Origin of the sequence: Candidatus Nitrosoglobus terrae, from assembly GCF_002356115.1 — a bacterium.
GTDB lineage: Bacteria > Pseudomonadota > Gammaproteobacteria > Nitrosococcales > Nitrosococcaceae > Nitrosoglobus > Nitrosoglobus terrae.
Window position 1 is genome coordinate 1,653,520 of the sequence record NZ_AP014836.1, and the last position, 26,097, is coordinate 1,679,616.

At 40.4% G+C, this 26,097-nt stretch carries 26 protein-coding genes; 8 read left to right on the forward strand and 18 right to left on the reverse strand.

What is annotated here, in order from left to right; all coding sequences use genetic code 11:
• Positions 1–6: 6 nt before the first annotated feature.
• Complete coding sequence (locus TAO_RS07815) at positions 7–483, reverse strand: SUF system Fe-S cluster assembly regulator (protein ID WP_096527377.1); 477 nt, start codon at positions 481–483, stop codon at positions 7–9.
• A 216-nt stretch (positions 484–699) separates the two neighbouring features.
• Here TAO_RS07815 and rpe point away from each other — a divergent pair, with 216 nt between their 5' ends.
• The 3 genes from rpe (at position 700) to trpE (ending at position 3,632) form a co-directional block, all read left to right on the forward strand.
• Positions 700–1,371: a ribulose-phosphate 3-epimerase gene (rpe, locus tag TAO_RS07820; RefSeq protein ID WP_096527378.1), complete on the forward strand. Its 672-nt coding sequence runs from the start codon at positions 700–702 to the stop codon at positions 1,369–1,371.
• A 22-nt stretch (positions 1,372–1,393) separates the two neighbouring features.
• A complete protein-coding gene (locus TAO_RS07825; protein WP_096527379.1) occupies positions 1,394–2,071 on the forward strand; it encodes a phosphoglycolate phosphatase in 678 nt (225 codons plus the stop codon).
• Positions 2,072–2,162: 91 nt separating this feature from the next.
• Entirely contained in the window at positions 2,163–3,632 is a 1,470-nt protein-coding gene (gene trpE, locus TAO_RS07830) for an anthranilate synthase component I (protein WP_096527380.1), read from the forward strand.
• Here trpE and TAO_RS07835 read toward each other — a convergent pair.
• Positions 3,629–4,861 (reverse strand): MFS transporter, encoded by a 1,233-nt coding sequence (locus TAO_RS07835; RefSeq protein WP_096527381.1) that lies wholly within the window; start codon positions 4,859–4,861, stop codon positions 3,629–3,631. The genes trpE and TAO_RS07835 overlap by 4 nt on opposite strands.
• 205 nt (positions 4,862–5,066) lie before the next feature.
• Between TAO_RS07835 and TAO_RS07840 the strand changes: the two genes are divergently transcribed.
• The 3 genes from TAO_RS07840 to trpC all read left to right on the forward strand — a co-directional run bounded on the left by TAO_RS07840 (position 5,067) and on the right by trpC (position 7,668).
• Positions 5,067–5,648 (forward strand): anthranilate synthase component II, encoded by a 582-nt coding sequence (locus TAO_RS07840; RefSeq protein ID WP_096527382.1) that lies wholly within the window; start codon positions 5,067–5,069, stop codon positions 5,646–5,648.
• 61 nt (positions 5,649–5,709) lie between these two features.
• A complete protein-coding gene (gene trpD / locus TAO_RS07845; RefSeq protein WP_096527383.1) occupies positions 5,710–6,735 on the forward strand; it encodes an anthranilate phosphoribosyltransferase in 1,026 nt (341 codons plus the stop codon).
• 114 nt (positions 6,736–6,849) lie between these two features.
• Positions 6,850–7,668 carry an indole-3-glycerol phosphate synthase TrpC gene (trpC, locus tag TAO_RS07850; protein WP_096527384.1) on the forward strand — a complete coding sequence of 273 codons (819 nt, stop codon included), beginning with the start codon at positions 6,850–6,852 and terminating at the stop codon, positions 7,666–7,668.
• Here the strand turns inward: trpC and TAO_RS07855 are convergent.
• From TAO_RS07855 to TAO_RS07880, 6 genes are all read right to left on the reverse strand, one after another.
• Positions 7,651–8,076, reverse strand: a complete 426-nt coding sequence (locus TAO_RS07855; RefSeq protein WP_096527385.1) for a hypothetical protein — start codon at positions 8,074–8,076, stop codon at positions 7,651–7,653. The two genes, trpC and TAO_RS07855, sit on opposite strands and share 18 nt — an antisense overlap.
• Before the next feature lie 41 nt (positions 8,077–8,117).
• Positions 8,118–8,651: a hypothetical protein gene (locus TAO_RS07860; protein WP_096527386.1), complete on the reverse strand. Its 534-nt coding sequence runs from the start codon at positions 8,649–8,651 to the stop codon at positions 8,118–8,120.
• A 188-nt stretch (positions 8,652–8,839) separates the two neighbouring features.
• Positions 8,840–9,430 carry a hypothetical protein gene (locus TAO_RS07865; RefSeq protein WP_096527387.1) on the reverse strand — a complete coding sequence of 197 codons (591 nt, stop codon included), beginning with the start codon at positions 9,428–9,430 and terminating at the stop codon, positions 8,840–8,842.
• A 208-nt stretch (positions 9,431–9,638) separates the two neighbouring features.
• On the reverse strand, positions 9,639–10,898 hold the full coding sequence (gene amoB, locus TAO_RS07870) for a bacterial ammonia monooxygenase, subunit AmoB (RefSeq protein WP_096527388.1): 1,260 nt from the start codon (positions 10,896–10,898) through the stop codon (positions 9,639–9,641).
• 48 nt (positions 10,899–10,946) lie between these two features.
• A complete protein-coding gene (locus TAO_RS07875) occupies positions 10,947–11,690 on the reverse strand; it encodes a methane monooxygenase/ammonia monooxygenase subunit A (RefSeq protein ID WP_096527389.1) in 744 nt (247 codons plus the stop codon).
• A 170-nt stretch (positions 11,691–11,860) separates the two neighbouring features.
• Entirely contained in the window at positions 11,861–12,643 is a 783-nt protein-coding gene (locus TAO_RS07880) for a methane monooxygenase/ammonia monooxygenase subunit C (protein WP_096527390.1), read from the reverse strand.
• Between the two features lie 386 nt (positions 12,644–13,029).
• Here TAO_RS07880 and serB point away from each other — a divergent pair, with 386 nt between their 5' ends.
• A complete protein-coding gene (gene serB / locus TAO_RS07885; RefSeq protein ID WP_096527391.1) occupies positions 13,030–13,881 on the forward strand; it encodes a phosphoserine phosphatase SerB in 852 nt (283 codons plus the stop codon).
• A gap of 632 nt (positions 13,882–14,513) precedes the next feature.
• Here serB and rimI read toward each other — a convergent pair.
• From rimI to TAO_RS07920, 7 genes are all read right to left on the reverse strand, one after another.
• Positions 14,514–14,942 carry a ribosomal protein S18-alanine N-acetyltransferase gene (gene rimI, locus TAO_RS07890; RefSeq protein WP_096527392.1) on the reverse strand — a complete coding sequence of 143 codons (429 nt, stop codon included), beginning with the start codon at positions 14,940–14,942 and terminating at the stop codon, positions 14,514–14,516.
• Between the two features lie 90 nt (positions 14,943–15,032).
• Complete coding sequence (locus tag TAO_RS07895) at positions 15,033–15,734, reverse strand: uracil-DNA glycosylase (protein ID WP_096527393.1); 702 nt, start codon at positions 15,732–15,734, stop codon at positions 15,033–15,035.
• A gap of 4 nt (positions 15,735–15,738) precedes the next feature.
• Positions 15,739–17,274, reverse strand: coding sequence for a 2-isopropylmalate synthase (locus tag TAO_RS07900; protein ID WP_096527394.1), 1,536 nt, complete (start codon positions 17,272–17,274; stop codon positions 15,739–15,741).
• Positions 17,275–17,539: 265 nt separating this feature from the next.
• Positions 17,540–18,343: a CDP-diacylglycerol--serine O-phosphatidyltransferase gene (gene pssA, locus TAO_RS07905; protein WP_096527395.1), complete on the reverse strand. Its 804-nt coding sequence runs from the start codon at positions 18,341–18,343 to the stop codon at positions 17,540–17,542.
• Between the two features lie 5 nt (positions 18,344–18,348).
• Positions 18,349–19,365, reverse strand: coding sequence for a ketol-acid reductoisomerase (gene ilvC / locus TAO_RS07910; RefSeq protein WP_096527396.1), 1,017 nt, complete (start codon positions 19,363–19,365; stop codon positions 18,349–18,351).
• A 138-nt stretch (positions 19,366–19,503) separates the two neighbouring features.
• Positions 19,504–19,998 (reverse strand): acetolactate synthase small subunit, encoded by a 495-nt coding sequence (gene ilvN, locus TAO_RS07915; RefSeq protein WP_096527397.1) that lies wholly within the window; start codon positions 19,996–19,998, stop codon positions 19,504–19,506.
• An 8-nt stretch (positions 19,999–20,006) separates the two neighbouring features.
• Positions 20,007–21,749: an acetolactate synthase 3 large subunit gene (locus TAO_RS07920; RefSeq protein ID WP_096527398.1), complete on the reverse strand. Its 1,743-nt coding sequence runs from the start codon at positions 21,747–21,749 to the stop codon at positions 20,007–20,009.
• Positions 21,750–21,951: 202 nt separating this feature from the next.
• Between TAO_RS07920 and pyrC the strand changes: the two genes are divergently transcribed.
• The gene (pyrC, locus tag TAO_RS07925) at positions 21,952–22,989 is read left to right on the forward strand and encodes a dihydroorotase (protein WP_096527399.1); all 1,038 of its coding nucleotides are present in this window, start codon (positions 21,952–21,954) and stop codon (positions 22,987–22,989) included.
• A gap of 310 nt (positions 22,990–23,299) precedes the next feature.
• Here pyrC and purC read toward each other — a convergent pair whose 3' ends face one another.
• The 3 genes from purC to dapA form a co-directional block, all read right to left on the reverse strand.
• Complete coding sequence (purC, locus tag TAO_RS07930; RefSeq protein WP_096527400.1) at positions 23,300–24,016, reverse strand: phosphoribosylaminoimidazolesuccinocarboxamide synthase; 717 nt, start codon at positions 24,014–24,016, stop codon at positions 23,300–23,302.
• A gap of 9 nt (positions 24,017–24,025) precedes the next feature.
• On the reverse strand, positions 24,026–25,021 hold the full coding sequence (gene bamC, locus TAO_RS07935) for an outer membrane protein assembly factor BamC (RefSeq protein WP_096527805.1): 996 nt from the start codon (positions 25,019–25,021) through the stop codon (positions 24,026–24,028).
• A gap of 67 nt (positions 25,022–25,088) precedes the next feature.
• Positions 25,089–25,964: a 4-hydroxy-tetrahydrodipicolinate synthase gene (dapA, locus tag TAO_RS07940; protein WP_096527401.1), complete on the reverse strand. Its 876-nt coding sequence runs from the start codon at positions 25,962–25,964 to the stop codon at positions 25,089–25,091.
• Positions 25,965–26,097: the final 133 nt, after the last annotated feature.

Genomic DNA, 26,097 nt, shown 5'->3' on the forward strand with positions numbered 1-26,097 from the left:
CTGCGGTTATCCTGTTATATTACCTGTATCTAGCAGCGCTGAATGAGTGGTAAGCTGATGAAATTGGATAGGATGCAGCCTTACAGGATGAACCATATCAGATAGCTTTATCTCATTTAATGCTCTATATATCACCTGATTAATGTACTCCCAATGAGCGCGGGTAGAACAACGGGACTCCTGCCCACACTCCCCAGGCGTACTGATACACTCCGTTAAACCAATGGGCCCTTCTAAAATCGTAATGATCTCTGCTATTGAGATATCCCTAGGCGATTTTGCTAAATTATAGCCACCTTGAGCGCCTCGCGATGAAATCAGTAACTGTGCCCGAGCCAGCTGTTTTAAGATTTTACTCACGGTGGGTAAAGGCATTTCCACCTGAGCCGCTAAGTCAGCTGCTGCATGCTGAATCTCTGGATTCATAGCTAAATGAGTCATTAATACAATACCGTAATCAGTCATTTTGCTCATGCGAATCATAGGAGCTTTCCATTTCAATCTAGTACTATAATAGTCCTAATTAAACTAAAAACCAAATAATTTAGTAAAAAATATAGAGTTTTCTAAAATCTCCTGTAAGCATTAACATAAATAGACTAAAAAAATAATAAATAAAGTATAAAATGCTCCATTTACTAAACTGAAATCCTTTAAATCCAAATAACTAAAACTCATATAGCTTAAAGAGGTATGACTATGACTGATTATAAAATTGCGCCTTCTATCCTATCGGCAGATTTTGCCCGTCTTGGGGAGGAAATTACTGCGGTATTAGAAGCAGGCGCTGATATGGTGCATTTTGATGTTATGGATAACCATTATGTTCCAAATTTAACAATTGGTCCCCTTGTCTGTGAAGCGCTGCGAAAACATGGGATTACTGCCGATATTGATGTTCATCTCATGGTAAAGCCTGTTGATCGAATCATCCCTGATTTTACCAAAGCAGGGGCAAACTATATTACCTTTCACCCTGAAGCCTCTGAGCATATTGATCGGACGCTACAGCTTATTCGTGATCAAGGCTGTAAAGCTGGATTAGTATTCAATCCAGCCACCTCTCTTGATTACCTTAAATATGTCCTAGATAAAGTAGATATGATACTCATCATGTCAGTCAACCCAGGCTTTGGGGGACAAAAATTTATTCTTTCAGCATTAGATAAACTTCGTGAGGCACGGCAAATAATTAAGGCAAGTGGTTATCCGATTCGGCTTGAAATCGATGGGGGCGTTAAAGTAGATAATATTCGGCAAATTGCAGCGGCTGGGGCGGATACTTTTGTTGCCGGTTCGGCCATTTTCCAAAGTGAAAATTATAAAACCACGATTACTGAAATGCGTGCTGAACTTTCCAAAGCTAAATAAAAAATAGAAAGGGGATAGAAAAATGCTAAAAAAGCCCAAGGCAATTGTTATGGATATAGATGGTACTTTAGTAGATAGTGTACCTGATCTTGCCTTTTGCACAGACGCTATGATGGAGCAACTAGGCTTACCCCCTCGGGGAGAGACTAAAGTTCGGCAATGGGTAGGTAATGGGGTTGAACGACTCATTAAACGAGCTTTAGTTGACAACTTAGATGGGGAACCAGAAAAATCTTTATATCAGAAGGCTGAGCCTATTTTTCTGACCCTCTACCAAGAAAACACCAGTAAACGCAGCCAGTTATACCCCGGGGTAAAAGAAGGGTTAGCATGGTTAAAATCTCAAGAGTATCGGCTTAGCAGCGTTACCAATAAAGCGGCACAATTCACCCACCCTTTGCTTAAGGAATTAGGAATTATTGATTATTTTGAGATGATTGTCAGCGGCGATACATTACCAGAGAAAAAACCCCATCCGGCACAGCTACTTCATACTGCTAACTTTTTTGGAATCCCTCCTGAAAAAGCGCTAATGGTTGGAGATTCGATCAGTGATGTAAAAGCTGCTAGGGCCGCAGGTTTTCAAATTATCTGCCTAAGCTACGGTTATAATCATGGTAAGGATATTCGCGATAGTCACCCAGATGCGGTTATTGATTCTTTATTTGAAATTAAAGATTTATTAAACCCAGCGGTTTAAAAATATAAGATGATCATCTTCCAGATACATAAATATAGGCAACGATACCCCTAAAAATTACTCATAATCCATTAAAATTCTGGAAGTATTCATGAAACTTCAATCCTTTAACCAACTTGTTGCCCAAGGCTATAACCATATTCCTCTCATGCGAGAGGTCATGGCTGATCTAGATACACCGCTTAGTACTTATCTTAAACTAGCTAATGGTCCCTATTCCTATTTACTAGAATCCGTTCATGGAGGTGAAAAATGGGGTCGGTATTCATTTATCGGGCTGTCTTGTCGCACTATTCTTAAAGTACAAAACCATAAAATTACGATAGAAACCAATCATCATATTGAAGAGGAGCATTACGCTGATGATCCGCTAGCTTGGATTGAGGCTTTTAAGCAACGTTTCAAAGTTCCAGAAATTGATATCCCTTCTCGTTTCACCGGCGGGCTTGTCGGCTATTTTGGCTATGATACTATCCGTTATATCGAGCCTAGGCTTGCTCAAAGCAATAAACCTGATTCTCTAGAAACACCCGATATCCTCTTATTAGTTTCTGAGGAGCTAGTAATTTTTGATAATCTTAGTAGCAAGCTGTACCTTATTGTTCATGTGAGTCCTAAAGGATATACAGAAGGAATACAACGCTTAAATACATTAGAAAATAGCCTTCGCACAGTAGTACCTGCTTATCACCGTGCTCACTCATCCCGTAGAGTGGTGGAGAATGATTTTATTTCAGAATTTACAGAACAAGGTTTTAAGGAAGCCGTCCATAAAGCGCGCCAATATATTATTGATGGCGATATGATGCAGGTTGTTTTATCACAACGCCTTTCGATACCCTTTACTGCCTCTCCCTTAAATTTATATCGAGCGCTACGCTGTCTTAATCCCTCTCCTTACATGTTTTATTTGAATCTTGATAATTTTCATGTAGTCGGTTCATCTCCTGAAATTTTGGTTCGCCTAGAAGATAATGTAGTTACCGTGCGCCCCATTGCCGGTACTCGACGTCGAGGAAAAAATGAGGAAGAGGATCAAGCGCTTGAAAAAGAATTGCTTACCGATCCAAAAGAGCTTGCGGAGCACTGGATGCTCATTGATTTAGGTCGAAATGATGTGGGTCGGATAGCTGAAATTGGCAGCGTAAAAGTCACTGAAAAAATGATTATTGAACGCTATTCTCATGTTATGCATATTGTCTCCAATGTGATTGGGAAGCTAAAACCAGGCTTTTCTATTATGGATGTTTTACGTGCTACCTTCCCAGCAGGTACAGTTTCAGGTGCTCCTAAGATTAGAGCTATGGAAATCATTAATGAGCTAGAGCCAACTAAGCGTGGTATCTATGCGGGAGCAGTAGGCTATCTTGATTGGTCAGATAATATGGATATGGCAATAGCTATCCGCACTGCCGTCATCAAGAACCAAATACTCTATATTCAAACAGGCGCTGGAGTTATTTATGACTCAATACCTCAAAATGAATGGAACGAAACTATGAATAAAGGTCGAGCAATGTTTCAAGCAGTAGCCTTAGCCGAAGCTGGCCTAAATAATTAGGCTGGTGAAGGATTAGTTTTAGCTCGTAGCTCATCAGTATTAGGCAAGAAAGCTGCCAAAAGACCAAGTGCCGGTAGATAAGAGCAAATACTAAAGACAAAATCAATTCCTTTTAAATCAGCAAGCTCACCTAGCCCCGCTGCACTAAGACCACTGATACCAAAAGCAAAACCAAAAAACATACCTGAAACCATACCGATTCGGCCTGGAATCAGCTCTTGGCCATAGACAATAATACTTGAAAATGCTGAAGCAAGAATTAACCCTATCAATATGATAAGTACGATAGTCCAATCAAGATTGGCGTAGGGTAAAGCTAACGTAAAGGGCAATACCCCTAAGATGGATACCCAAATTACCCATTTTCGACCAAATCTATCACTGATAGACCCGCCAATAAGCGTACCCGTGGCTACTGAAGCGAGAAAAATAAATAGATGTATCTGTGCATCTTGTACCGATATATGAAATTTATGCATCACATAAAAAGTATAATAGCTACTCAAGGAAACGGTATAAACAAATTTTGAAAAAATTAATATTCCAAGTATGCAAAGAGTGACTATTACCTGCTTTGAGGTTACAGAAAGCGCTGTAGAATTTGTTTTCGCTAATCTTGCCTTAGTTGTAACATAGTTACACTTATACCAACCTCCCACTTGCCAAAGTATAACCATCGCAAGCAGAGCTGCAAAAGTAAACCAGCCAAGGCTTGATTGCCCACGGGGTAGAACAATGAACGCAGCAATTAATGGACCAAACGCTGCACCAAAATTACCCCCCACTTGGAAGAGAGATTGTGCCAGCCCATGGCGGCCACCGGAGGCCATTCGGGCAACACGCGAAGCATCTGGATGAAATATGGCTGATCCAAAACCAATTAATGCCGCGCCGACTAAAAGTGATAGATACGCTGTTGCCACTGAGAGCAAAAGAAGACCGAGTAATGTGGAGCTCATTCCAGCAAATAACGCATAAGGAAGGGGTCGTTTATCGGTATAAAGCCCCACAAGAGGCTGTAAAATCGAAGCAGTAAGCTGGAATGCCATAGTCAAAATACCGATTTGACCAAAACTAAGGGCATAATCTTTCTTTAACATCGGGTAGATAGCCGCTAGCAGCGACTGCATCATATCGTTAAGAAAATGGCAGAAACTCAGTGCCACTAAAATTGCAAAAACCGTCCGGTCTGCGGTAGATTCCTCTGCTATTAAAGTTCTCTGAGACAATATCTATCCTCTTTGAATAATACAACTCACTTGATAAATACTTAGAGCACCATTAATAGCTATTTTTATCTATTTATCTATCAGATTCATCTAACAGCTCACTATAGAGCTTCTACCCTATTAAATAATAGGGTGAAGCAGCTGATCGTGATAGAATTTAAGTATATCTATACAATTTTAGTGGATTAATAAGGTACCTTAAATAATGCTGTTAATGATCGATAATTACGACTCGTTTACTTACAATCTAGTTCAATACTTAGGTGAATTAGGTGAAAAAGTCAATGTCTTTCGTAATGATCAAATTAACATTACAGACATAGAGCAGTTACGTCCATCGTACCTCATCATCTCTCCAGGCCCTTGTACACCTAATGAAGCGGGTATTTCTTTAGAAATTATCTATCATTTCACCGGTAAACTCCCTATATTAGGCGTATGCCTTGGGCATCAATGCATAGGCCAAGCTTTTGGGGGACAAATAGTGCACGCTAAAACTATCATGCACGGTAAAACTTCTATGGTATACCATAACAATAAAGGGGTATTTAAAGACCTTAGCAATCCTTTTGAAGCCACACGTTATCACTCTTTAGTAATTGAGCAAACAAGCTTTCCTTCATGCTTAGAGATAACCGCTTGGACTGAAACAGATAAAGGGACAGTTGATGAGATTATGGGGATTCGCCATAGGGATCTAGCTATTGAAGGCGTACAATTTCACCCTGAGTCAATTCTTACTCAACACGGCCACAATCTACTTCTTAATTTTCTTAACCGATCTTAAGTCCATCAAACAGAATCAAAATATTATTTCTAGGGCTTATCCAAAAGCTGCAAAATACCCCATGGATATGCAGGCCGCTATTTTTGCTATCATTACGGGACGTAATCTTACTCATGAAGAAATGGTTTCAGTCATGAATAAAATCATGACTGGCCAAGCTAGCCCAGCACAGATTGCTGCCCTACTTATTGGTCTTCGAATAAAGGGGGAAACAGTAGAAGAGATCACAGCAGCTGCTAGGGTGATGCGCAAGCTGGCAGCTAAAATTAAAGTTAAAGGATCTCATACTGTTGATACCTGCGGCACTGGCGGAGATAACACTAATACCTTTAATATTTCAACCGCTAGCGCCTTCGTAGTAGCAGCTGCTGGAGGAAAAGTAGCCAAACACGGTAATCGCTCTGTCTCTAGCCAATGTGGTAGCGCAGATGTCCTTGAAGCAGCCGGAGTTAAACTTGAGCTTACAGCAGAACAAATAACTCGCTGTATTGAAGAACTTGGAGTAGGATTTTTATTTGCGCCTCAACACCATGAAGCCATGAAATATACTATGGCCTTACGGCGGGAAATCGGGGTGCGAACTTTATTTAATCTTCTAGGCCCACTGACCAACCCAGCTAATCTACCCAATCAAGTTGTAGGAGTTTCCAGCTTAAAGTGGCTTGATCCTTTTGCTTTAGCCCTACAGCATTTAGGTAGCCAGCATGTATTAGTTGTACATGCTGAAGATGGTTTAGATGAGATCAGCATTGGGGCAGCAACACAAATTGCTGAGCTGAAGAACGGAACCGTTATTAATTACACTATTACACCCGAGCAATTTGGCTTTAAACGAACATCCATTAGTTATTTAGCAGTTAATAATATTCAAGAAAGCTTAAATACTTTACACGCTGTATTAGCTAATCAACCTGGGCCTGCTCGTGACATTGTAGCTTTAAATGCTGGGGCAGCTATTTATGCAGCCAATCTTACCTCTACCTTAGAAGCAGGGGTAGAAAAAGCGCTACAAGCGCTCTGTGAAGGCAAAGCACAAGAGAAGTTAGCAGCGCTTATCGAGTTCACCCAAGCATGTAGGGTAATATAGTCTACAGGAAGCATTATCCTAAATTTTTATCTTTTATAGATTTTAATTCAATTTTACTAGCTAAAAGAATAGTACATTTTTATTTATGTCCTCAATCTATAAATGAGGTAAGCCATGAAGGATACCCCAGATATCTTAAAAAAGATCTTACAGCGTAAAGCTGAAGAGATTACTGAGCGTGCTCAGAAAATTCCAATGCGAGATCTTAGCCGGAAAATTGAAGGAGCGCCTCCAGTACGCAATTTTATCGATGCTATTAAAGAAAAGATAACGGTAGCCAAAATCGCTATTATTGCTGAAATTAAAAAAGCCTCTCCTAGCAAAGGGTTATTACGTAAAGATTTCTATCCAGATGCAATTGCCCGTAGCTATGAGCAAGGAGGGGCGGCTTGCCTCTCAGTTCTTACTGATCATAATTTCTTTCAGGGTAGCGAAGCAGATCTCAAAATAGCTCGAAATGCCTGCATGCTACCTATTTTACGGAAAGACTTTATAATCGATCCTTATCAAGTATATGAGGCTAGGGTCATAGGTGCTGACTGCATCCTACTTATTGCTGCCGCTTTAGGCGACTCTTTAATGCTAGAGTTAACTCAATTAGCTAATCACCTAAATATGGACGTGCTATTAGAAGTACATAATAATGAAGAATTAGAGCGAGCTTTAAATTTAAATACTTCTCTTATTGGTGTTAATAATCGGGATTTAAGAAGCTTTAAAACAGAGCTAGAAACTACGCTAACCTTATTACCACAAATACCACCTAATCGTTTGGTGGTCACTGAAAGTGGTATTCATACTGCAGAAGATATAATAAAAATGAAAAACGCTGGAGTAAGTGCTTTCCTGATTGGTGAAACCTTTATGAAAGCAGCTTATCCCGGAGCTAATCTTAGCAAATTATTATCCGAAACTTTAGTGAAGTACCCCTGAACGCTCAAGACGCCAGACATGTACGCAAATTATAAGTAAAATACTTAAAACTACTGCTTCCCCAATAGATTCAGAGCTAAAAATTCTCTTGAAAGAACCCTCATGAAAAGCCGCCCATCCCATTCTCATAAAACCCGCTACAAAGGAGCCCAAAAAGAAGTAAAAAGATTGCTTTCGATGTAAGTAAAGTAGTATTGCAGCAATAAAAACAGTAATATTAACAAAGAAAGTTAGTCCAATCTCCGTCCACGGTAGGCTGTCAATTACCACTTGCTGTTCATTAGAGAAGCGACCATATCCAGCTATCGCATAAAAATAGCTTAGTAAAGATGTACCAGATATAACAGCAAGTAGTAAAGATAAAAAGATAACTCCTGGATTGAGATTCTCATTATATTTAGTGCTCATTACGAAAGTACCCTTTTTTAGTTTAGGAGATATGAGGAGCGTTACTTCTTTAAATATAGGGTAATTTCAGCTTCTCCGTCAATAACATCGTCAAAATCACCATCTAAATTCAAATCTTCTTTCAAGATTAACTTATTTCCATTAAGTGAAAAAAAGATAGAGTGATTATTAGTGCTAGGGCTCATCTTAATTGAGCTCCAACCACCTGCTTCCTTATTATATTTCGCCGCGCCATAGAGATTTGCTGTCCATTGCATATAACCTTCCGTGATTGAGTCCCACCCAGTTTCGCGGGCAACTTCAGACCAATCATAGATTATAGATCCCTCTTTCATTGCTAGTTTTTTATACCAAGAGTACTGATAAGTATTATCTGAAAATCTGATTTCTTTTTTAATACTTAAAATTTCATTACCTCGTGGTTGCTTATTGACCTCTGATTCCCAAACTCCTATTAATCCATGGTTCTTATTACTTTGGCAAGCAGATAGCGTCAAGGCTAACGTAAATACTATTATCCAATATAGATTTTCATTAGCAACAGAATTCCTCAAAATAGTATTACTAATAGGCATGGGTGAAATATAATAATGCAAACTAGCTCAAGTATTTTTTAAAAAAATACTATATGTTAATCCTGCATCAGATATAAGTTATTTTTAATTTAACTAGCCTAACAAAAGGAGGAAGGAAGGGAAATAATCATTTATCTATTTCCAATTAAATCTCCCCATCCTCCACACCAATTATAAACTAATCAGATCTAAGCGTGCGCTCCCTTCATTTTTTCTCCGCGATCTCTATGCCACATAATGAAGCCAAAGACTGCGATCGTAAAGACAACTGCTATAACCCATTGAGTCATCTCGCTATGTCCTCCTACTTGGAGCGGTAATTCAAAAGTAAGCTCCTTATTTTCACCTGCCTTTATTATGGCGTTATATTCTCCGGGCTCATTAAAATTAGCATCAATAGTAATTGTTCCTGCTGGGTACGCTTGGGCAGGCTTTACTAGGAGAACCTTATCATGGTCATGATTCTCTGTACCGCCATCATGGTTATGAGCATGATTCTTTTTATCCGATTCACGAAGAATCGTAATTTCTATGGGCTGATGGCGTAATTTCTTTTCTTCTATATCAAAAACTAAGACTGTACGGCCTATCATGGGAAATTCTTGACATAACCGCTCACTACCCGAAGTATCAGGCTGATACGCTGTAAACTGTACTCGATAGTCACCAATAGTAATCACACATTTATTCAAATCGACCGACGGGCCCCCACCATGAGCCATAGCCGGCGTCTTCACCAGTAGCAATGCCACAAAGCAGCTAAAAAGCATTCTCTTCATAAATAACATCCTTTCTAGTCTTAATGGGATTGGCATAAGAATGCACTTAGTTAAGCTATAGCGCTGTAGAAAGGAACCAACCCCTTGACCAAGAGGCTGGCCAAAGGGTTGGTGTTTATTGATACAAACAGCCTATAGTTAATATACGTTGCGCTATGTATTACATATAAAACACGCCCGTATATAGAAAATATACCATTTTAATCAATTAAGCAAACGTTGGTATTAAAGGACCACCAACCTCTATTATAGCCTCATTCCCATCAGGATCAACTAAAAACAGCAACCCACCAAAGCGGCTATCAGGATCATAGATAACATCAGCTAATCGCTGGACTTCCCAAGCCGCATCAGTACCTGTAATGTCGATTACCGCAGTTTCGCCTGGCCCTATATCCTGTTGGCTAACTTCTAAACCATCTGGTGCTAGCAATTCCTCTGGATACCCGTATTTATCTTTCGTTACTTTAGAGTTTAAGAAACGAACACCTCCAGTCTCAAATGAGCCTACAGAAAGAACCTTATCGCTATTATTCGTAATCTCAACTTTAAACTTAATGGTTCGGCCAGGTACCCGATAGCCAGCGCTGATCACACGGCCTGTTACCTTCCCTTTATAAGGCATCTCTATCGACGCAATATCACCTAGCAAACCAGCCTGTAGAGGGATAGTTATCGGAAATTCTGACTCAGAACTCTTATATCCATACATAATGATAACTAAGACACCAACTAAAACTGCCAAGCCAGCCTTCTTATCCGCCTCAGTAATTAGGCCTTCAGTATCACCTTCCTCTATTCTCATATAACGAGATAGGAATAGCGGACGACGTACCCACCAAACCATCCAGCTTAGGCCAATGATAAGCCAGAATAAATGCCAGCCAACAACAGTACCTAGATTCACATTTTCTAAATCTACAGTCTGCCCCGTTAAGGTTGTAACCTTATCTGTGAAATCTCGCTCATTACCTGTAATAGTTACCCATTTTCCAGGCCCAATTAGCGGACCACCACCCTCAACATTCATCATGGCATGAATATGCCATTCTCCCACGCGTCGCGCTTTTAAGTCTACGTGAAAAGTGTAATCGCCACCCGTTTCAATACCAACGGAGCGGGGCACAAATACATCATTAATATAGGCAGCCGTTCTAACAAATACAGGTCCTGGCTGACCAATATTCAAAAAACTTACGCGAGGAAGCGATACCGCCTCAGGCCACTCGGAAAAAACATGGAACTTACCACTTAGACTATAAGTATCATTAATGGCTACTGAATCAGCAGACCACTTAAGATCATACCAATGGATTGTCCGCATCCGTAAAAACGCCGCCTGGGATTTCTCACCATGAGCTGCGGCTGTTGGCACGTAAAAGATACTTGATGCTATTGTTGCCGTAAACCCAATAGCAAGCCATTTTTTGACCTTATTCTTTATTACCTGTACATCTGCATCTTTCATGCTCTTCATCTCCCTTCTGTTTAGAATTTTTATAATCAAAAGGTTTTTTTATATTGCGTCAGTATTATAGCTTCTAGTGAACCAACGACCTACAAAATACCAAGTGAAATATGTAACAATGCAGACGAAGCCAGAGAAGAATGCGGATACTGGGACAACATCCTTACCAAAGGATCTTAGAGTACCCTTTTCTACCATCCGAATATACTCAGGATTACCGGTTCGGACATAATGAAAGCCCATAACATCGGCAAGCGACATTACATTACCATTATATTCCACAGGAACATGCATCTGAGCAATTAATGGCCAGTTTGCTGGATATAAAAGCAGGCCGTAGAACATGCCTCCTACTATTGCAGTTACCGCATAGCTCTTGAAAACCTGCATTGTGGCATCTAGTATCAAGGCTAAAGGTAGCAATACAGTGGGGAACACGAAGGCCACTGGGAAATACGTAAATAAATGGAAATTAAAATAGCGATTAGCCCATGTACCGAATAGCAGCCCAAGGGTTACTAAAGTAGCCCCAAATGGGAGCCGGAATTTTTCCCACAGGAATGCTTGCATGGCTGCTGGATAACAAATTGATACAATAGGCATTACAGTAACCCAGTAGCGGCGATCTTTCCAGTCAATCCAAAAATCCCAGTCACCTGCTAGCAGCATAAAGTGAACATGATAGGATGCTAAGAAAATGAAGAAGAAAGCTCCTAGTGCTAGGAAATCTAGCGTCCTAGAGATTTTAGCAGCTTCTTCTGGTGTACGAACTGCAGACGCAAATGCGTTCATCTCTGCCCTCCTGGTTATAGACTTCTAAAATTCAAGTCTATTTATGGTTATTTATTATATAATATAGAGTACAAAAAATGGCAGCCACAATAACCCTATTTAGGTTAATCTGATTAATGTAGCTGCCTTCACACACAACACAATCAATTCAATTAATATATTACTATTTATTACCGAGCATAATCAGCGCTTTGTTGGAATTCTCTTCCGATCAGCTCCCGAATGCGAGGCTGAACTTGCATGAATACGCCGAACATTGCAAGAATAAACCAAGCAAAGAACACAAACCCCCAGTGCAATGGAGCTACAAACAACTCCTCCATGAACCAGAAGGTATGTCCCCACTCATTCAAGCCGACATTAGGGAAGATCATGAAGGGTCCCATTGTCAACATTAAATACGATACAGACCAGCTTTTAGCAAAATAAGGAATCCGAGTCTTAGCGTAAGCAAATGATCCCAACCCCACCATTACATAGATTGGGTAGCTCATATAGAACTCAATAATATGGCTCGGGGTAAAATCAGTATCACGAATAACGGTCTGATGCCATGCGCCATCTTGCTCAGTGAAGAAGCTAGCACCCCAAAATAAACCAATACCATAAATTACCCACCACATATATAGGGTACAGTAGCGGCGTAATTCCTCACGAGGGGCAACTCTATCTATATCCCGATCACGAGTTTTCCACAGGTAGGTAAGCAGGGCAGCAAGTGACCCAAACTCTATAACTAATTCAGCATACAGCAAATTCATCCAATATGTTTCAAACTCTGGTGCAAAGGAATCCAAGCCATACTTCCAGCCATAAACCCCTTCATACCAACGTACGCCAATATAGAAAACAAAAAACCCTGCTGCTGCTAACCACATCCCGCTCCATGCGAAAAGAGGTTCATCTACAACCTGCGCGTGCCCTCTCGCTATAGCTCTACTTGTTGCGGCCATTTTAGTAGCCTCCTATTTGAATGAAACTAGACAACATGAGCAAACTTATCCGGCTAAACTACTATAATTATAGTGTAAGCTCTTAGTGCTCACTCCTCTCTAAAACATACACTCTCGTTTAAATATTTTTTTTGAAAGTGTATCAAGATCCTTATATTTAATTAGTGCAAATCCCTTACTCCTTCAGTGTAGCACTCCTATAAAGCGTGTCAAGTTATTAACCTAAATTCAGTAGCTACCTCGCTCTTGTAAGCGCCGTACACCTAAAAAATCTATTTTTTTATTAGATTGCTCTGCATACCTAATCGTTTTTCTCTTAAATTTACGATAAGTATTAGTGTTGTTATGCTATAGGGATGGATTAGAATTTCACAGGATTTTTACCTATGCCTATACTTGTTCTTCAAGGGCCCGGACTAACACTAGATATAGCCCATCAAATTGCCCAGCAAACAAACAGTCATTTTGATTCAAAAGAACCTCAATTTTATGGGTATCGGCTCCATAATGAACAGCCTCTTAGCTCAAAGACTCTGGCTATATTAAGCAGTACCTATAAAGATATTGATATCAATTTTCTTCCTCAAGATTATGATCCTGATCAGGTACAGCTATTTGTAACAGATATGGACTCTACTCTGATTAATATTGAGTGTATTGATGAGATTGCAGCTTATATTAACCAAAAAGCAAGAGTCAGCGCCATCACCGCTGCTGCTATGCGAGGGGAAACTAGCTTTGAATCCTCCCTTATTCAAAGAGTAAAACTATTGGCCAATACACCCGTTAGTATTCTTACTGAGGTTTATGATAAACGGCTTCTCATCAACCCAGGCGGAAAAGATTTGTTGGCTGCTCTTAAACAACGAGGAATTAAAATCGCTTTAGTCTCTGGAGGATTTACTTATTTTACGGAACGTCTACAGCTAAAATACAGTATAGATTATACGCTTGCAAATCAGTTGGAAATAAAAGATGGCCACCTTACCGGCAATATCATTAGCAAGATTGTGGATGCTACCGCTAAAGCAAAATTTCTACTTAGATTGTGCCAGAATCTGAACATTAAACCTAGTCAAGTAATCGCTATTGGGGATGGAGCTAATGATTTAGAGATGTTAGCAGCTGCTGGTCTTAGCATAGCCTATCGCGCTAAACCTAGGGTACGTTCACAAGCTCAGATAACACTTGACTATAGCGGCTTAGAAGGAGTACTCGCCTTTTTACCTGCTAGCTAGCGTTAACCTCTACTTATTAAGTATAGAAAGGGATCTTTAAATCAAAGATAACCTTGAAAGGGTTATTAGTATAATTACTCTTCTCTTCTTCAAGTTTATTCGGCTGGTTAACATATTTTTTACAATTTAAATAAACCCTAAGCTTTATTTTTTATTATTATCAGCTGATGCCATGGGTAGAAGTAGCGCTTAGCCTATTTACTTTTCTGTGCCCCATTTCCCCCCATGGCTTCATCCACTCTTAAATTTAATAAATCAATTTAAGAATTAGCCCTTAGTCTTTCATAACCCATTGAACAAAATAATAAATCCCTGCAATAAGCGCTACAGTGACAACGATCCCAACAGGAGTAAACATTTTATCGGTTAATTCAAGTATTGCACCCATCTTATATATCTCCTTTCAATTAAATATTATTTTACACTCAAATACTTCAGCCTAAACGGCAATTAAAGTTAAGCAGTATAAAGATAATTATGCCCTATAGCAAGATTAAAATCCTTAATGAAAACTCTACAATCTTGCTACAATCAATTTTGGAAAGACTTAGTGCTAGAATTAACGCGCATCCCTATGTTATAGCTATTATTATTTACTGATTTTTAAGATCACTCGATAGCCTTACCTAAGACTAACCAGTAAGATATAAAGCAAGCAATAGTGCATCTTCCCGTCCTTTACGTGCTGGATAGTAACCTCTGCGGATACCCACCTCATTAAACCCAAATTTATGATAAAGGCATAGCGCTCGGTAATTAGAAGGGCGCACCTCAAGAAAAATTACATCTGCGCCTAGCTTGCTGGAAATTTTTAAGAGATGATGTAGAATGTAGCGGCCACATCCTTGATGCTGATAATCTGGATGGACACAAATATTAAGTATATGCGCCTCGCTAGCCTTTACGGCGACAACTCCATAACCGTAAATTTTATCCCTTCGTCCATAAACCCACGCCTCATAGCCAGCATACAAGCAATCAACAAAAGTACCATAAGTCCAAGGTGAAATACTGGTTGCCTGCTCAATAGCCGAGACTCTCTCTAAATCAGTTTCTCTCATAGGTCGAGGTGAAAATCCTCGTAGTCTATTTAACAAGTTCTGAAACAATTTCCACACTTTCCTCTATAATAAATACGACAGACAGTCACATCAAACTTCATGATACGTCTTCACAGCCAGCTGTAAATCCTGCCAAGCTTTCTGTTTTTCCCGAGGCGATCGCAATAGATAGGCGGGATGGTATGTTACGATTAAAGGAATAGCAGTATCAGAATATTGATGTACCTTTCCCCGTAGATCTTTTAGAGTCTCTGAAGTCTTAAGAAGATTTTGCGCAGCTACTCGCCCTAATGCCAAGATAATACGAGGTCGCAGCAAAAGTATCTGATCTATAAAATGAATTTTACAGCTAGCTACTTCTTCCGGTAATGGATCTCTGTTGTTGGGTGGCCGGCATTTAAGGATATTAGCGATATAGACTTGAGATCGCTGGATTTCTAATGCTTTTAGCATAGCATCAAGTAGTTTCCCAGCGCGACCCACAAAAGGCTCCCCTTGGCGATCTTCATCAGCTCCTGGTGCCTCTCCTACGATCAACCACTTTGCTTCTTGATCGCCGGTACCGAATACAGTTTGAGTCCGAGTCTGGTGCAGAGAACAGGCTGTACAATGGGCTACCCGGGCGATTAACTTTTCCCATTTTTCTGCAGAAAAATGATGAGTCAATACCTCAGTGGAAATAGCTGTTGCTATTTCCACTGTCGAAGTCTTTGTAACTATTGCTGCAATTTCGCGTCGCTGCCAAACTTGGATCTCCATCACCCCTAAATAACGTAAATAACGCGGATCCATAAATTTAAACTTGCGGGTAAGCGCGCTCTATAGGGTTTAGAATCTTATTGCAGGCATTGACATAGGCTTTTGCAGAGGCAATTACAATATCTGTATCTGCTCCTTGCCCATTTGCAATACGCCCTTCTTTCTTTAATCGAACTGTTACCTCTCCTTGGGAATCTGTACCGCTGGTGATATTATTAACCGAGTAAAGCAGCAACTCAGTATCTTCCTGAAGAATAAAGTCAATAGCTTTATAAGCAGCATCCACCGGCCCACTACCCGTAGCAGCTGCTTGTCGCTCTATACCATCAACGCTTAGCACTACTGAAGCTGTTGAAATCTCTCCTGTTTCCGAGGTGGTTTTAAGCCATAAAAGCTTAAAACGCTCATTTTCAATCATTAAATTGGCATCAGTGATTAAAGCCTGAAGATCCTCATCATAGATTTCATGCTTTTTATCCGCTAGCTCCTTAAATCGTTGAAAAGTAACATTTAACTCCTCTTCTGTCTCAAACTCAATCCCAAGCCCCTGCAGATGAGTTCGAAAAGCATTACGTCCAGAATGTTTGCCCAAAATCATACGATTAGCATGCCAACCTACATCTTCAGCGCGCATAATTTCATAGGTCTGACGCTCTTTTAGGACTCCATCTTGATGAATACCAGACTCATGAGCAAAGGCATTAACTCCTACAATTGCTTTGTTTGGCTGGACAGGGAAACCCGTAATTCCGGAGACCAAACGGGAAGTTGGAACAATCTGTGTAGTATCAATATTTGTATCACAAAGAAATAAATCTTGGCGAGTACGAACAGCCATCACTATCTCTTCAAGAGCAGCATTACCTGCGCGCTCTCCAAGGCCATTGATAGTACATTCGATTTGGCGAGCACCATTTATAACTGCCGCAAGAGAATTAGCTACTGCTAAGCCAAGATCGTTATGACAATGAACTGAGAATATGGCCTTATCTGAATTGGGTACTCGTTCAAGTAGCGTGCGAATAAGCTGGCCAAACTGGTCTGGAAGATTGTAACCAACAGTATCAGGAATATTAACAGTACTGGCACCCGCAGCAATGACCGCTTCAAGTACTTGGCATAGAAACTCAACCTCAGAGCGCCCAGCATCTTCAGGAGAAAATTCTATATCATCAGTATATTTTCTTGCCCGCTGTACAGCCTTAACCGCATACTCTAAGACTTGATCGGGTGTCATGCGAAGCTTGGCTCTCATATGGATAGGTGAGGTAGCAATAAAGGTATGAATACGTGCAGAACTAGCTTTTGCTAAAGCCTCCCCAGCACGATCAATATCTGCTTTTAGCGCCCGGGCTAGTCCACACACTGTGCTTTCACGCACTGTTTTAGCTACCGCTTGTACTGCATCAAAATCACCTTGGCTGGCTACAGGAAAGCCCGCCTCAATAACATCCACCCCCATCCGCTCTAACGCTTTGGCAATACGCACCTTTTCGTCTCGAGTCATAGAAGCCCCTGGACTTTGCTCACCATCCCGCAAAGTAGTATCAAAAATAATTAATTTATCTTTCATAGCTGACTACTCCATCATCCATATAGTTAAAGAAATCTATAGAGCCAAAATATCATTGAATCCTGAGGATTCTCTGGCGGTAGGTATTTAATACTAATTTGGTTGCTTTCTGCCCCTCAACAGGGCAGCAGCAGGATTAGAATAGTCCAACGTAGACGGGTAGGCCTAAAACAAAGTAGATCAAAAAAAACTAGCTGATTTATTGCTACGAGCATAGCACTAACATATCGAATTGCCAGTAAATACCGATGCTAATCATCTATTTTTATTCTTTACTATCCTCTTGATCGGCTGAACCCAGAGAAGTATGGCGCTGTGCCTGATGCTGGCGAAGCCGCACTAAAGTAATCAATGGCCCAGATAAAGCGTATAGTAAAAACCCTATGAACAATATCTTAGGAGGATCAGATGATATTAGAATAAATACTAATACCATCCCAAAAATAGCCATAAATGGAACTTTATCTTGGTTATTTAAATTTCTAAAACTATGATAGCGAATATTACTTACCATAAGAATAGCCATCAGTATCGTTAAAATGAAGGCAGGAAACACAAGATCTGTACCATCAATGCCGGTATCTGTAGCAAACCATACTAATCCAGCTAAACAAGCAGCAGCAGAAGGGCTTGCTAGCCCTTGAAAATAGCGCTTATCAATAACGCCTACCTGAGTATTAAAACGAGCTAACCGTAAGGCAGCACACGCTGTATAGAAAAAAGCAGCCGACCATCCTATCTTCCCTAAATCATGTAAAGTCCATTCATAAACTATTAACGCTGGGCCAAGCCCAAAAGAAACCATATCAGATAAACTGTCATACTCTGCCCCAAAAGCGCTCTGAGTATTAGTTAACCGAGCAATTCGCCCATCTATGCCATCCATTAACATCGCTATAAAAATAGCAATTGCCGCTGTTTCAAACCGATCGTTTATAGCAGCAACAATGGCATAAAAACCAGCAAATAAGCCTGCTGTAGTAAGTAGGTTGGGAAGAAGATAAATTCCTCTACGATGCCGGTTATTGCTAGACCTTGTGGCTGTAAAAGCGTTTTGCTCCGAGTTCACTAGAATTAATTTTTACTCTGATCCACAATGCGGGATTCCCTAATCCATGGCATCATAGAACGCAGCCTTTCACCCACTTGCTCAATGAGATGCGCCCGTCCTAGCCGCCGTTTTGCCTTAAGCGTAGGAGCGCCAGCTTTATTCTCTAAGATAAACTCACGAGCAAATTCGCCGTTCTGTATTTGGTCAAGAATATGTCTCATCTGAGCTTTCGTCTGATTATTGATAATCTGTGGGCCACGGGTAAGATCCCCATACTCAGCAGTATTGGAGATAGAATAACGCATATTTGCAATCCCACCTTCATACATAAGGTCAACAATAAGCTTAAGCTCATGCAGGCACTCGAAATAAGCCATCTCAGGAGCATAACCAGCTTCTACTAAGGTTTCAAAACCAGCCTGAACTAAGGCTGTCGTTCCTCCACAAAGAACAGCTTGCTCACCAAAAAGATCGGTTTCGGTCTCTTCTTTAAAAGAAGTCTCAATAATTCCTGCCCTGCCACCTCCATTTGCTGAAGCATAGGATAGAGCTACGTTTTTCGCCTTACCAGAAGTATCTTGATGAACCGCTATCAAAGAAGGAACACCACCGCCCTGAGTATAGGTAGAGCGTACTAAATGCCCTGGCCCCTTAGGGGCAATCATAATTGCATCAAGATCAGCACGTAGCTCAATTTGCCCAAAATGAATATTAAAACCATGAGCAAAGGCTAAAATAGCCCCTTGTTTTAAATAGGGTTCAATATTTTTTCGGTATAATTCTGGTTGGTGTTCATCCGGGGCTAAGATCATTACTAAATCAGCCCTTTCAACTGCTTTTTCAACAGTAAGCACTGTTATTCTTGCATTTTCAGCCTTAGCTATAGATCCTGATCCAGAACGCAAGCCGACTACTACATCTACACCAGAGTCTTTAAGATTATTTGCATGGGCATGGCCTTGTGATCCATAGCCAATAATAGCAACCCGCATACTCTTAATTAAGGATAGATCGCAATCTTTATCATAATAGATATTCATTACTTCCTCATAACAATGCTATTTTTAGTTACGCTAGTAGATTGACACTTAAATAAATTAGCCCTCAGCGCGGACTTGCTCAATTCCTTACAAACTAAATGTAGAAAACGTCCTAAAACTGCTAATCTTTCAGTTTATTTATAATTTTAGCGAGCTTCTCCCCCGAGAAATCCCCATTGTTCCTGAGCGAACAATTTCAAGAATCTTAAATTCCTTAAAAGCTTGAATAAAAGCATCCTGTTTACTTCCATTTCCTGTAAGCTCTATTGTATAAGTATTGTCAGTTGCATCAATAATGTGACCACGAAAAATATCGCTAAGACGCTTAGCCTCATCTCTTTCAGTCGCTAAAGTAACCTGTACTTTAAGTAGCATTAGCTCACGCTCAATATGAGCCCCCTCAGTGAGATCGCGAACCATAACTACGTCAACTAGCTTATTCAGCTGCTTTAGGATTTGTTCAATAATTGCTCCTGATCCTGAAGTTACTAAAGTCATACGCGATAGAGAAGAATCTTCTGTTGGAGCTACAGCAAGGGACTCAATATTGTAACCTCGAGCAGAAAATAAACCCGCAACCCGCGATAAAGCCCCTGATTCATTCTCCATTAGTAAGGAAATAATATGGCGCATAGTTAAGCTTACTCCCTCCTGAATGACTGTGGCGGGATGCACTCTGGAGCCAAATGCATCTCATGGTGACCTTTACCTTGAGCAATCATAGGGTATACATTCTCTGCCGGATCAGTAATGAAATCTAAAAAAACCAATCGATCCTTAAGAGCAAGCCCTTCTTTTAAGGCAGGTTCTACATCTTCTGGTTTTTCTATCTGCATTCCTATATGACCATAAGCCTCAGCTAATTTCACAAAATTAGGCAAAGCATCCATATATGAATGAGAATAACGGCGATCATAGAAAAACTCTTGCCACTGACGCACCATGCCCATGTAACGGTTATTAAGGCTTACGATTTTTATGGGTAAAGAATACTGCATACATGTGGACAGCTCTTGAATACACATCTGGATACTTGCCTCTCCGGTTACACAAGCAACCAAGGCATTAGGGTGTGCCAGCTGTACTCCCATAGCTGCTGGTAAACCAAACCCCATAGTTCCTAAACCTCCAGAATTGATCCAGCGTCTTGGTTTATCAAATTTATAGAATTGAGCTACCCACATCTGATGCTGGCCTACATCAGAGGTAATATAAGCTTCTTCTTTCGTGAGATCATAGAGCTTTTCGATAATATACTGAGGCTTAATTAGCTCATTATTTTGTTGATAACGTAAGCAGTAACAACCTCTCCATTCTTCAATCTGAGCCCACCACTTAGCTATCATGGCCTGATTCGGTTTCTTACTTGTTCTCTTTAAAAGCTTAATCATTTCACCAAGCACTAACTTAACATCTCCCACAATCGGAACATGCGCCCGCACATTTTTAGAGATGCTAGAGGGATCAATATCTATATGGATAATCTTAGCATAGGGACAAAACTGATCTAAGTTACCCGTTATTCGATCGTCAAAACGAGCACCAATAGCAATTAATACGTCGCATTCATGCATCCCCATGTTAGCTTCATAGGTTCCATGCATTCCGAGCATACCTACAAATTGTGGATCAGTGCCAGGATAGGCGCCTAATCCCATCAAGGTATTTGTAACTGGATAACCTAGCAGCTTAGCAAATTCTGTTAATGTTTCTGCTGCATTGCTGAGAATAACCCCTCCTCCTGTGTAAATCATAGGACGATGAGCAGATAAGATAAGATCAATTGCCTTTTCAAGCTGATCTGGAATCCCCGTAGCTGCTAAATTACTGTAAGAACGGAGGGTGATTTTTTTAGGATAATGATATGGAATCTTAATATTAGGATCAGTCACATCTTTTGGAATATCTACGACTACCGGCCCAGGACGACCGGTAGTGGCAATAAAAAAAGCTTTTTTGATAGTCAAAGCTAAATCATTTAGATCTTTAACTAGAAAGTTATGTTTAACACAAGGACGAGTAATGCCTACAGAATCCACCTCTTGAAAAGCATCACTACCTATAACAGCTCGCGGTACCTGGCCAGTAATTACAACCAAAGGGATAGAGTCCATATAAGCTGTAGCAATACCAGTAACTGCATTAGTGGCTCCTGGGCCAGAGGTGACTAATACTACACCCGCTTTACCACTAGCGCGCGCGTAACCATCAGCAGCATGAGCGGCTCCTTGCTCATGGCGAGCTAAAATATGCCTGATACCCTCTTGTTGATAAAGTGCATCATAAATATGTAACACGGCACCGCCTGGATAGCCAAAAATATATTTTACACCCTCATCCTTCAAACATTGAACAAGGATTTCAGCACCACTTAGGAGATCCACAGCAGAAACCTCTCCAAATTCACTAAATTAATTTACCTACAAACAGGTCCCGTTAATAACATCTCAAAAAACTAGCAGCTTACTTTTCGTTTTAGCTTAAAATAGATTCTAACTTATCCTAAAAAGCTAAATATATCCATTCTACAATGGACGAACGTCCTCTTCACGCAAACATAACTCTAGATATATAGTGCATTCAAAAATGATCACAACATTACAATTAACTCGCCCAGACGATTGGCATTTACATTTACGGGATGGAAAAGTACTCACTGACTTAATCTCAGTTACTGCTCGATGCTTTACTCGAGCTATCATCATGCCTAACCTTTGGCCACCGATTACCACCACTCAGCAAGCACTGGCATACCGATCACGTATCCTTGCAGCTCAGCCTAAAAACTTAGTTTTTAAGCCTTTAATGACTCTCTATCTTACTGATAATACCACACCTGAAGAGATTATCCGTGCTCAAGATAGCGGCCATATCTATGCTGTTAAATTATATCCAGCAAAGGTAACCACTAATGCCGATTCTGGTGTAACTCACTTATCTAGAATCTATTCTGTGCTAGAAGTTCTACAGAAGCAAAGATTTCCTCTACTTATACATGGTGAAGTCACTAACCCAGAAATTGATATTTTCGATCGTGAAAAAATGTTTATTGAATATCACTTGGAGCCTTTGCTTCGCAACTTCCCCGCATTAAAAGTCGTTTTAGAGCATATTACTACCCGAGAGGCAGTAGATTTTATTCATACGGCCTCGGAAAATATTGGTGCTACCATTACCCCTCATCACCTATTGCTTAATCGTAATGCGCTCTTAGAAGGAGGGGTCCGACCTCATTATTACTGCTTACCTGTACTTAAGCGAGAGATACATCGCCAAGCATTGATAGCTGCAGCCACTAGCGGTAATCCTAGATTTTTTCTAGGTACAGATAGCGCCCCTCATGCAAAGAGCACTAAAGAAGCAGCTTGCGGCTGCGCTGGAATCTACAATAGCCCTGTAGCATTGGAAATCTATGCTGAAATATTTGAAGCCTCCAATGCCTTAGAAAAATTAGAAGCTTTTGCTAGCTTTCACGGCCCTGATTTCTATGGCTTACCTCGAAACCAAGATACAATAACGCTCATTAAAGATTCTTGGCAAGTACCAAAGAGTCTACCCTTTGGCGATGAAATTTTAATACCTTTACGTGCCGGTACCACCATCATTTGGCGTGTAACTAAATAAGATATTGACATACTCCCACCGCTCACCTAAGTGATGGAGTCTTTGCAGCCTGTACAAACTTACCGCTTGTACCTTTCAACATCGCACTCGCACCGACAACTATCCCAATGTAGGAACTCTTTATACACTACTGTGTCCCACTATATCGGCTAACATAAAAATAGCATCAACCAATTTGATTTCCCTGACTTGATAGAGTCAGTTGTCACCAATATCAGCAAGCTCACCGCTTACTACTATGCTATCCATCTCCATCTAAACTTCGTTATACATGGAGAATTCCGCAATTTAGTTAATTAAAGCGTTTATTTTATAACGATGCACCTAAACGTTGCGCTACTTCCTCATAGGCTTCAATAAGCCCACCCAATCCCTGACGAAATCGATCTTTATCTAATTTTTTACGGGTTTCTACATCCCATAGACGACAGCCATCAAGGGTAAACTCATCACCTAGCACTAACTGCCCCTGAAAATCGCCAAACTCTAGTTTATAGTCTACAAGTAACAAATTTGCCTCTAAAAATAACTGCTTTAATACATCGTTGATTCTGAAAGTATACTCTTTCATTTGTTCAACCTGATCTATGGGAGCCCAGTGAAAAGTACGAATATGATATTCGTTGATCATTGGGTCATGAAGAGCATCATTTTTAAGAAAAAACTCAAATACGGGTGGGTTGAGATCCATGCCTTCCTGTACCCCTAGCCGTCGACACAGGCTACCGGTTGCAATATTACGTACCACACATTCAATAGGAAACATTTTAAGGCGCTTAACTAACGACTCCTGAGCGCTTAATAGTCGCTCCAAATGAGTTGGAATACCGATTGCCGCCAGTTTTTCCATAATGAAAGCATTGAATTTATTATTGATTTCTCCCTTACGGGTAAATTGTTCAATTTTTCTGCCATCAAAGGCGGAGGTATCATCACGAAAATATAAAATCAATCGAGTAGGATCATTTGTCATATAAACTGTTTTAGCTTTACCTGAATAAAGCTCGGTCTGTTTTTCTATTAACATAATTTTCCTTTATGGCTCGGTTAATTGTTCCCCTAATAGGGATACTAATTGTTTGGCTACCTCCGATCGGTCACGGCGCCCTTTTGCATTAAGAACCACTATACGTGTTGCTGAACCGTCTGAAATCAACTTGATCTGATAACGGTTTTGATTTTTATCACTCTTATCCGCTTTATGATCCCAAAAAGCCAATTTCGATAGCCAGCTTGAATCCTTTTCTTCTTGATGAGTAAACGGATCATCATAACGAATATAGTAAACACCCCGGGAGCGATTTTTATCCTCTATAGCAAAACCCTTGCGCTCAAGCACTAGCCCTATTCGACGCCAAACACGTGAGAAATCCTGCTCTACCTGTAAGGCTGTACCTTCATCAACTATGCTAACACCATTAATGTCATCAGTCTGCTGATTGCTCTGTTGTTTATTCTCAGCTAAATTTTGCGCATGTAATGCCCCTAAGTATTCAGCCAATCTGCGAAATACCATATCTTCTTGCCTTGGATTAGTATTTGCAATATGCTGCTTTAAAGATACAATAGTAGATTGTGGTGTTTTTCCCTCTTCAATACGAACCCGATAACTATCCTGCTCCGAAGAACCAATAGCATCCATAAAACCGATACGGATATCTTCTGCCTTGATCTGAAGGCCATTTTCAAGCCAAAAATTACGCACTTGCTCCCACACTTTCTTCCTAATTCCAGGAACCACTAATCGTCGCTGCTCTCCTTCACCTTCTATATGAGGTTTTAAATCCGGCTTAACCCCATAAATATCCATAAGAGGATTATGAACTTGTTCTTGGTACTCTAGGTAAGTCGCTGTACTGCTATTATCATTTTTTATATCATCATGAATAGCAGCAGTGCTTAAATCAGGAGGGACTTCTAGCGGCGGCAACGCTTTAGCTTGACGATATTTTTTAGTATTATCAGGTACAAGTTTATCAAGAGAAGAAAGTGCGGTACAGCCACTCAACAATATGATTATGGCTACGCTCATAAAAGCTATCCAGCTACGCACCACTAAACACACAGCCAAGTAGATATAACTTAAATTTATAAGCTTGCTATAAAATCTGTGCCTGATGTAATGCTTGCCGTAATGGTTCACGGTAGCACTCTGATAAAATAGTTAACGGCAACCGAATGCCTTCAGCAATATGATTCATCTCATATAAAGCCCATTTTACCGGAATTGGGTTAGCTTCAAGAAACAGGGCAGTATATAAAGACTTTAGCTTAATATTTATGGCTTCTGCAGTTTCTCGATCATACCGTAGGGCCGCAGAACACATTTCATGCACCATCTTAGGCGCTACATTGGCAGTCACCGAAATAGTACCTCGGCCTCCCATTAGTATACATTCCATGGCAGTACTATCATCGCCGCTATAAAGATCGATTTTTTCACCACATAGTTCTAGAATTTTATGCCCTCGATCCATATCTCCTGTGGCCTCCTTAATACCGATAATATTGGAGATATCAGCCAAACGCGCTACTGTTTCTGGCAGAAGATCGCAAGCAGTTCGGGTAGGCACATTGTAAAGAATCTGAGGAATAGGAACGGCTTCAGCAATAGCTCTAAAATGGAGGTATAACCCTTCTTGGGTTGGCCTATTGTAATAGGGGGTAACCAGCAAGCAAGCATCAGCCCCAGCCTTTAGAGCTGCGCGGGTAAGATCTATCGCCTCGCTAGTACAATTTGCACCTGTTCCAGCAATTACCGGTACTCGACCATCAACTTGATCCACTATCTCACGAATAACCCGTATATGCTCCTCTACATCCAAAGTAGCAGACTCTCCAGTAGTCCCTACCGCTACAATAGCATCAGTTTTGTTATTTATATGAAAATCTACTAACCGATATAAACTTTCCCAATCTAAAGTACCATCAGAGCACATTGGAGTAACCAAAGCAACCATACTGCCATTAAACATAGGGATATTTCTAATATAGTAGTAGTAGTTAAAAAGTTAACTAAATATACAACGCACAACTGTTAGACAATGCTTTATTATATTTAATCAATGTATAAATTAAATTGATGACGACTACAGCACAATCAGCTAA

Bases quoted from the DNA above. Each gene is read 5' to 3' on its own strand.
- TAO_RS07900 (WP_096527394.1), bottom strand. From the start codon at position 17,274: ATGAAAGATAAATTAATTATTTTTGATACTACTTTGCGGGATGGTGAG.
- TAO_RS07825 (WP_096527379.1), top strand. From the start codon at position 1,394: ATGCTAAAAAAGCCCAAGGCAATTGTTATGGATATAGATGGTACTTTA.
- trpD (WP_096527383.1), top strand. From the start codon at position 5,710: ATGGATATGCAGGCCGCTATTTTTGCTATCATTACGGGACGTAATCTT.
- rpe (WP_096527378.1), top strand. From the start codon at position 700: ATGACTGATTATAAAATTGCGCCTTCTATCCTATCGGCAGATTTTGCC.
- ilvC (WP_096527396.1), bottom strand. From the start codon at position 19,365: ATGAATATCTATTATGATAAAGATTGCGATCTATCCTTAATTAAGAGT.
- dapA (WP_096527401.1), bottom strand. From the start codon at position 25,964: ATGTTTAATGGCAGTATGGTTGCTTTGGTTACTCCAATGTGCTCTGAT.
- rimI (WP_096527392.1), bottom strand. From the start codon at position 14,942: ATGAGAGAAACTGATTTAGAGAGAGTCTCGGCTATTGAGCAGGCAACC.
- pyrC (WP_096527399.1), top strand. From the start codon at position 21,952: ATGATCACAACATTACAATTAACTCGCCCAGACGATTGGCATTTACAT.
- TAO_RS07875 (WP_096527389.1), bottom strand. From the start codon at position 11,690: ATGAACGCATTTGCGTCTGCAGTTCGTACACCAGAAGAAGCTGCTAAA.
- TAO_RS07865 (WP_096527387.1), bottom strand. From the start codon at position 9,430: ATGAAGAGAATGCTTTTTAGCTGCTTTGTGGCATTGCTACTGGTGAAG.
- ilvN (WP_096527397.1), bottom strand. From the start codon at position 19,998: ATGCGCCATATTATTTCCTTACTAATGGAGAATGAATCAGGGGCTTTA.
- TAO_RS07840 (WP_096527382.1), top strand. From the start codon at position 5,067: ATGCTGTTAATGATCGATAATTACGACTCGTTTACTTACAATCTAGTT.
- TAO_RS07855 (WP_096527385.1), bottom strand. From the start codon at position 8,076: ATGAGCACTAAATATAATGAGAATCTCAATCCAGGAGTTATCTTTTTA.
- trpC (WP_096527384.1), top strand. From the start codon at position 6,850: ATGAAGGATACCCCAGATATCTTAAAAAAGATCTTACAGCGTAAAGCT.
- purC (WP_096527400.1), bottom strand. From the start codon at position 24,016: ATGTTAATAGAAAAACAGACCGAGCTTTATTCAGGTAAAGCTAAAACA.
- TAO_RS07880 (WP_096527390.1), bottom strand. From the start codon at position 12,643: ATGGCCGCAACAAGTAGAGCTATAGCGAGAGGGCACGCGCAGGTTGTA.
- amoB (WP_096527388.1), bottom strand. From the start codon at position 10,898: ATGAAAGATGCAGATGTACAGGTAATAAAGAATAAGGTCAAAAAATGG.
- trpE (WP_096527380.1), top strand. From the start codon at position 2,163: ATGAAACTTCAATCCTTTAACCAACTTGTTGCCCAAGGCTATAACCAT.
- serB (WP_096527391.1), top strand. From the start codon at position 13,030: ATGCCTATACTTGTTCTTCAAGGGCCCGGACTAACACTAGATATAGCC.
- TAO_RS07895 (WP_096527393.1), bottom strand. From the start codon at position 15,734: ATGGATCCGCGTTATTTACGTTATTTAGGGGTGATGGAGATCCAAGTT.
- TAO_RS07860 (WP_096527386.1), bottom strand. From the start codon at position 8,651: ATGCCTATTAGTAATACTATTTTGAGGAATTCTGTTGCTAATGAAAAT.
- TAO_RS07815 (WP_096527377.1), bottom strand. From the start codon at position 483: ATGATTCGCATGAGCAAAATGACTGATTACGGTATTGTATTAATGACT.
- bamC (WP_096527805.1), bottom strand. From the start codon at position 25,021: ATGAGCGTAGCCATAATCATATTGTTGAGTGGCTGTACCGCACTTTCT.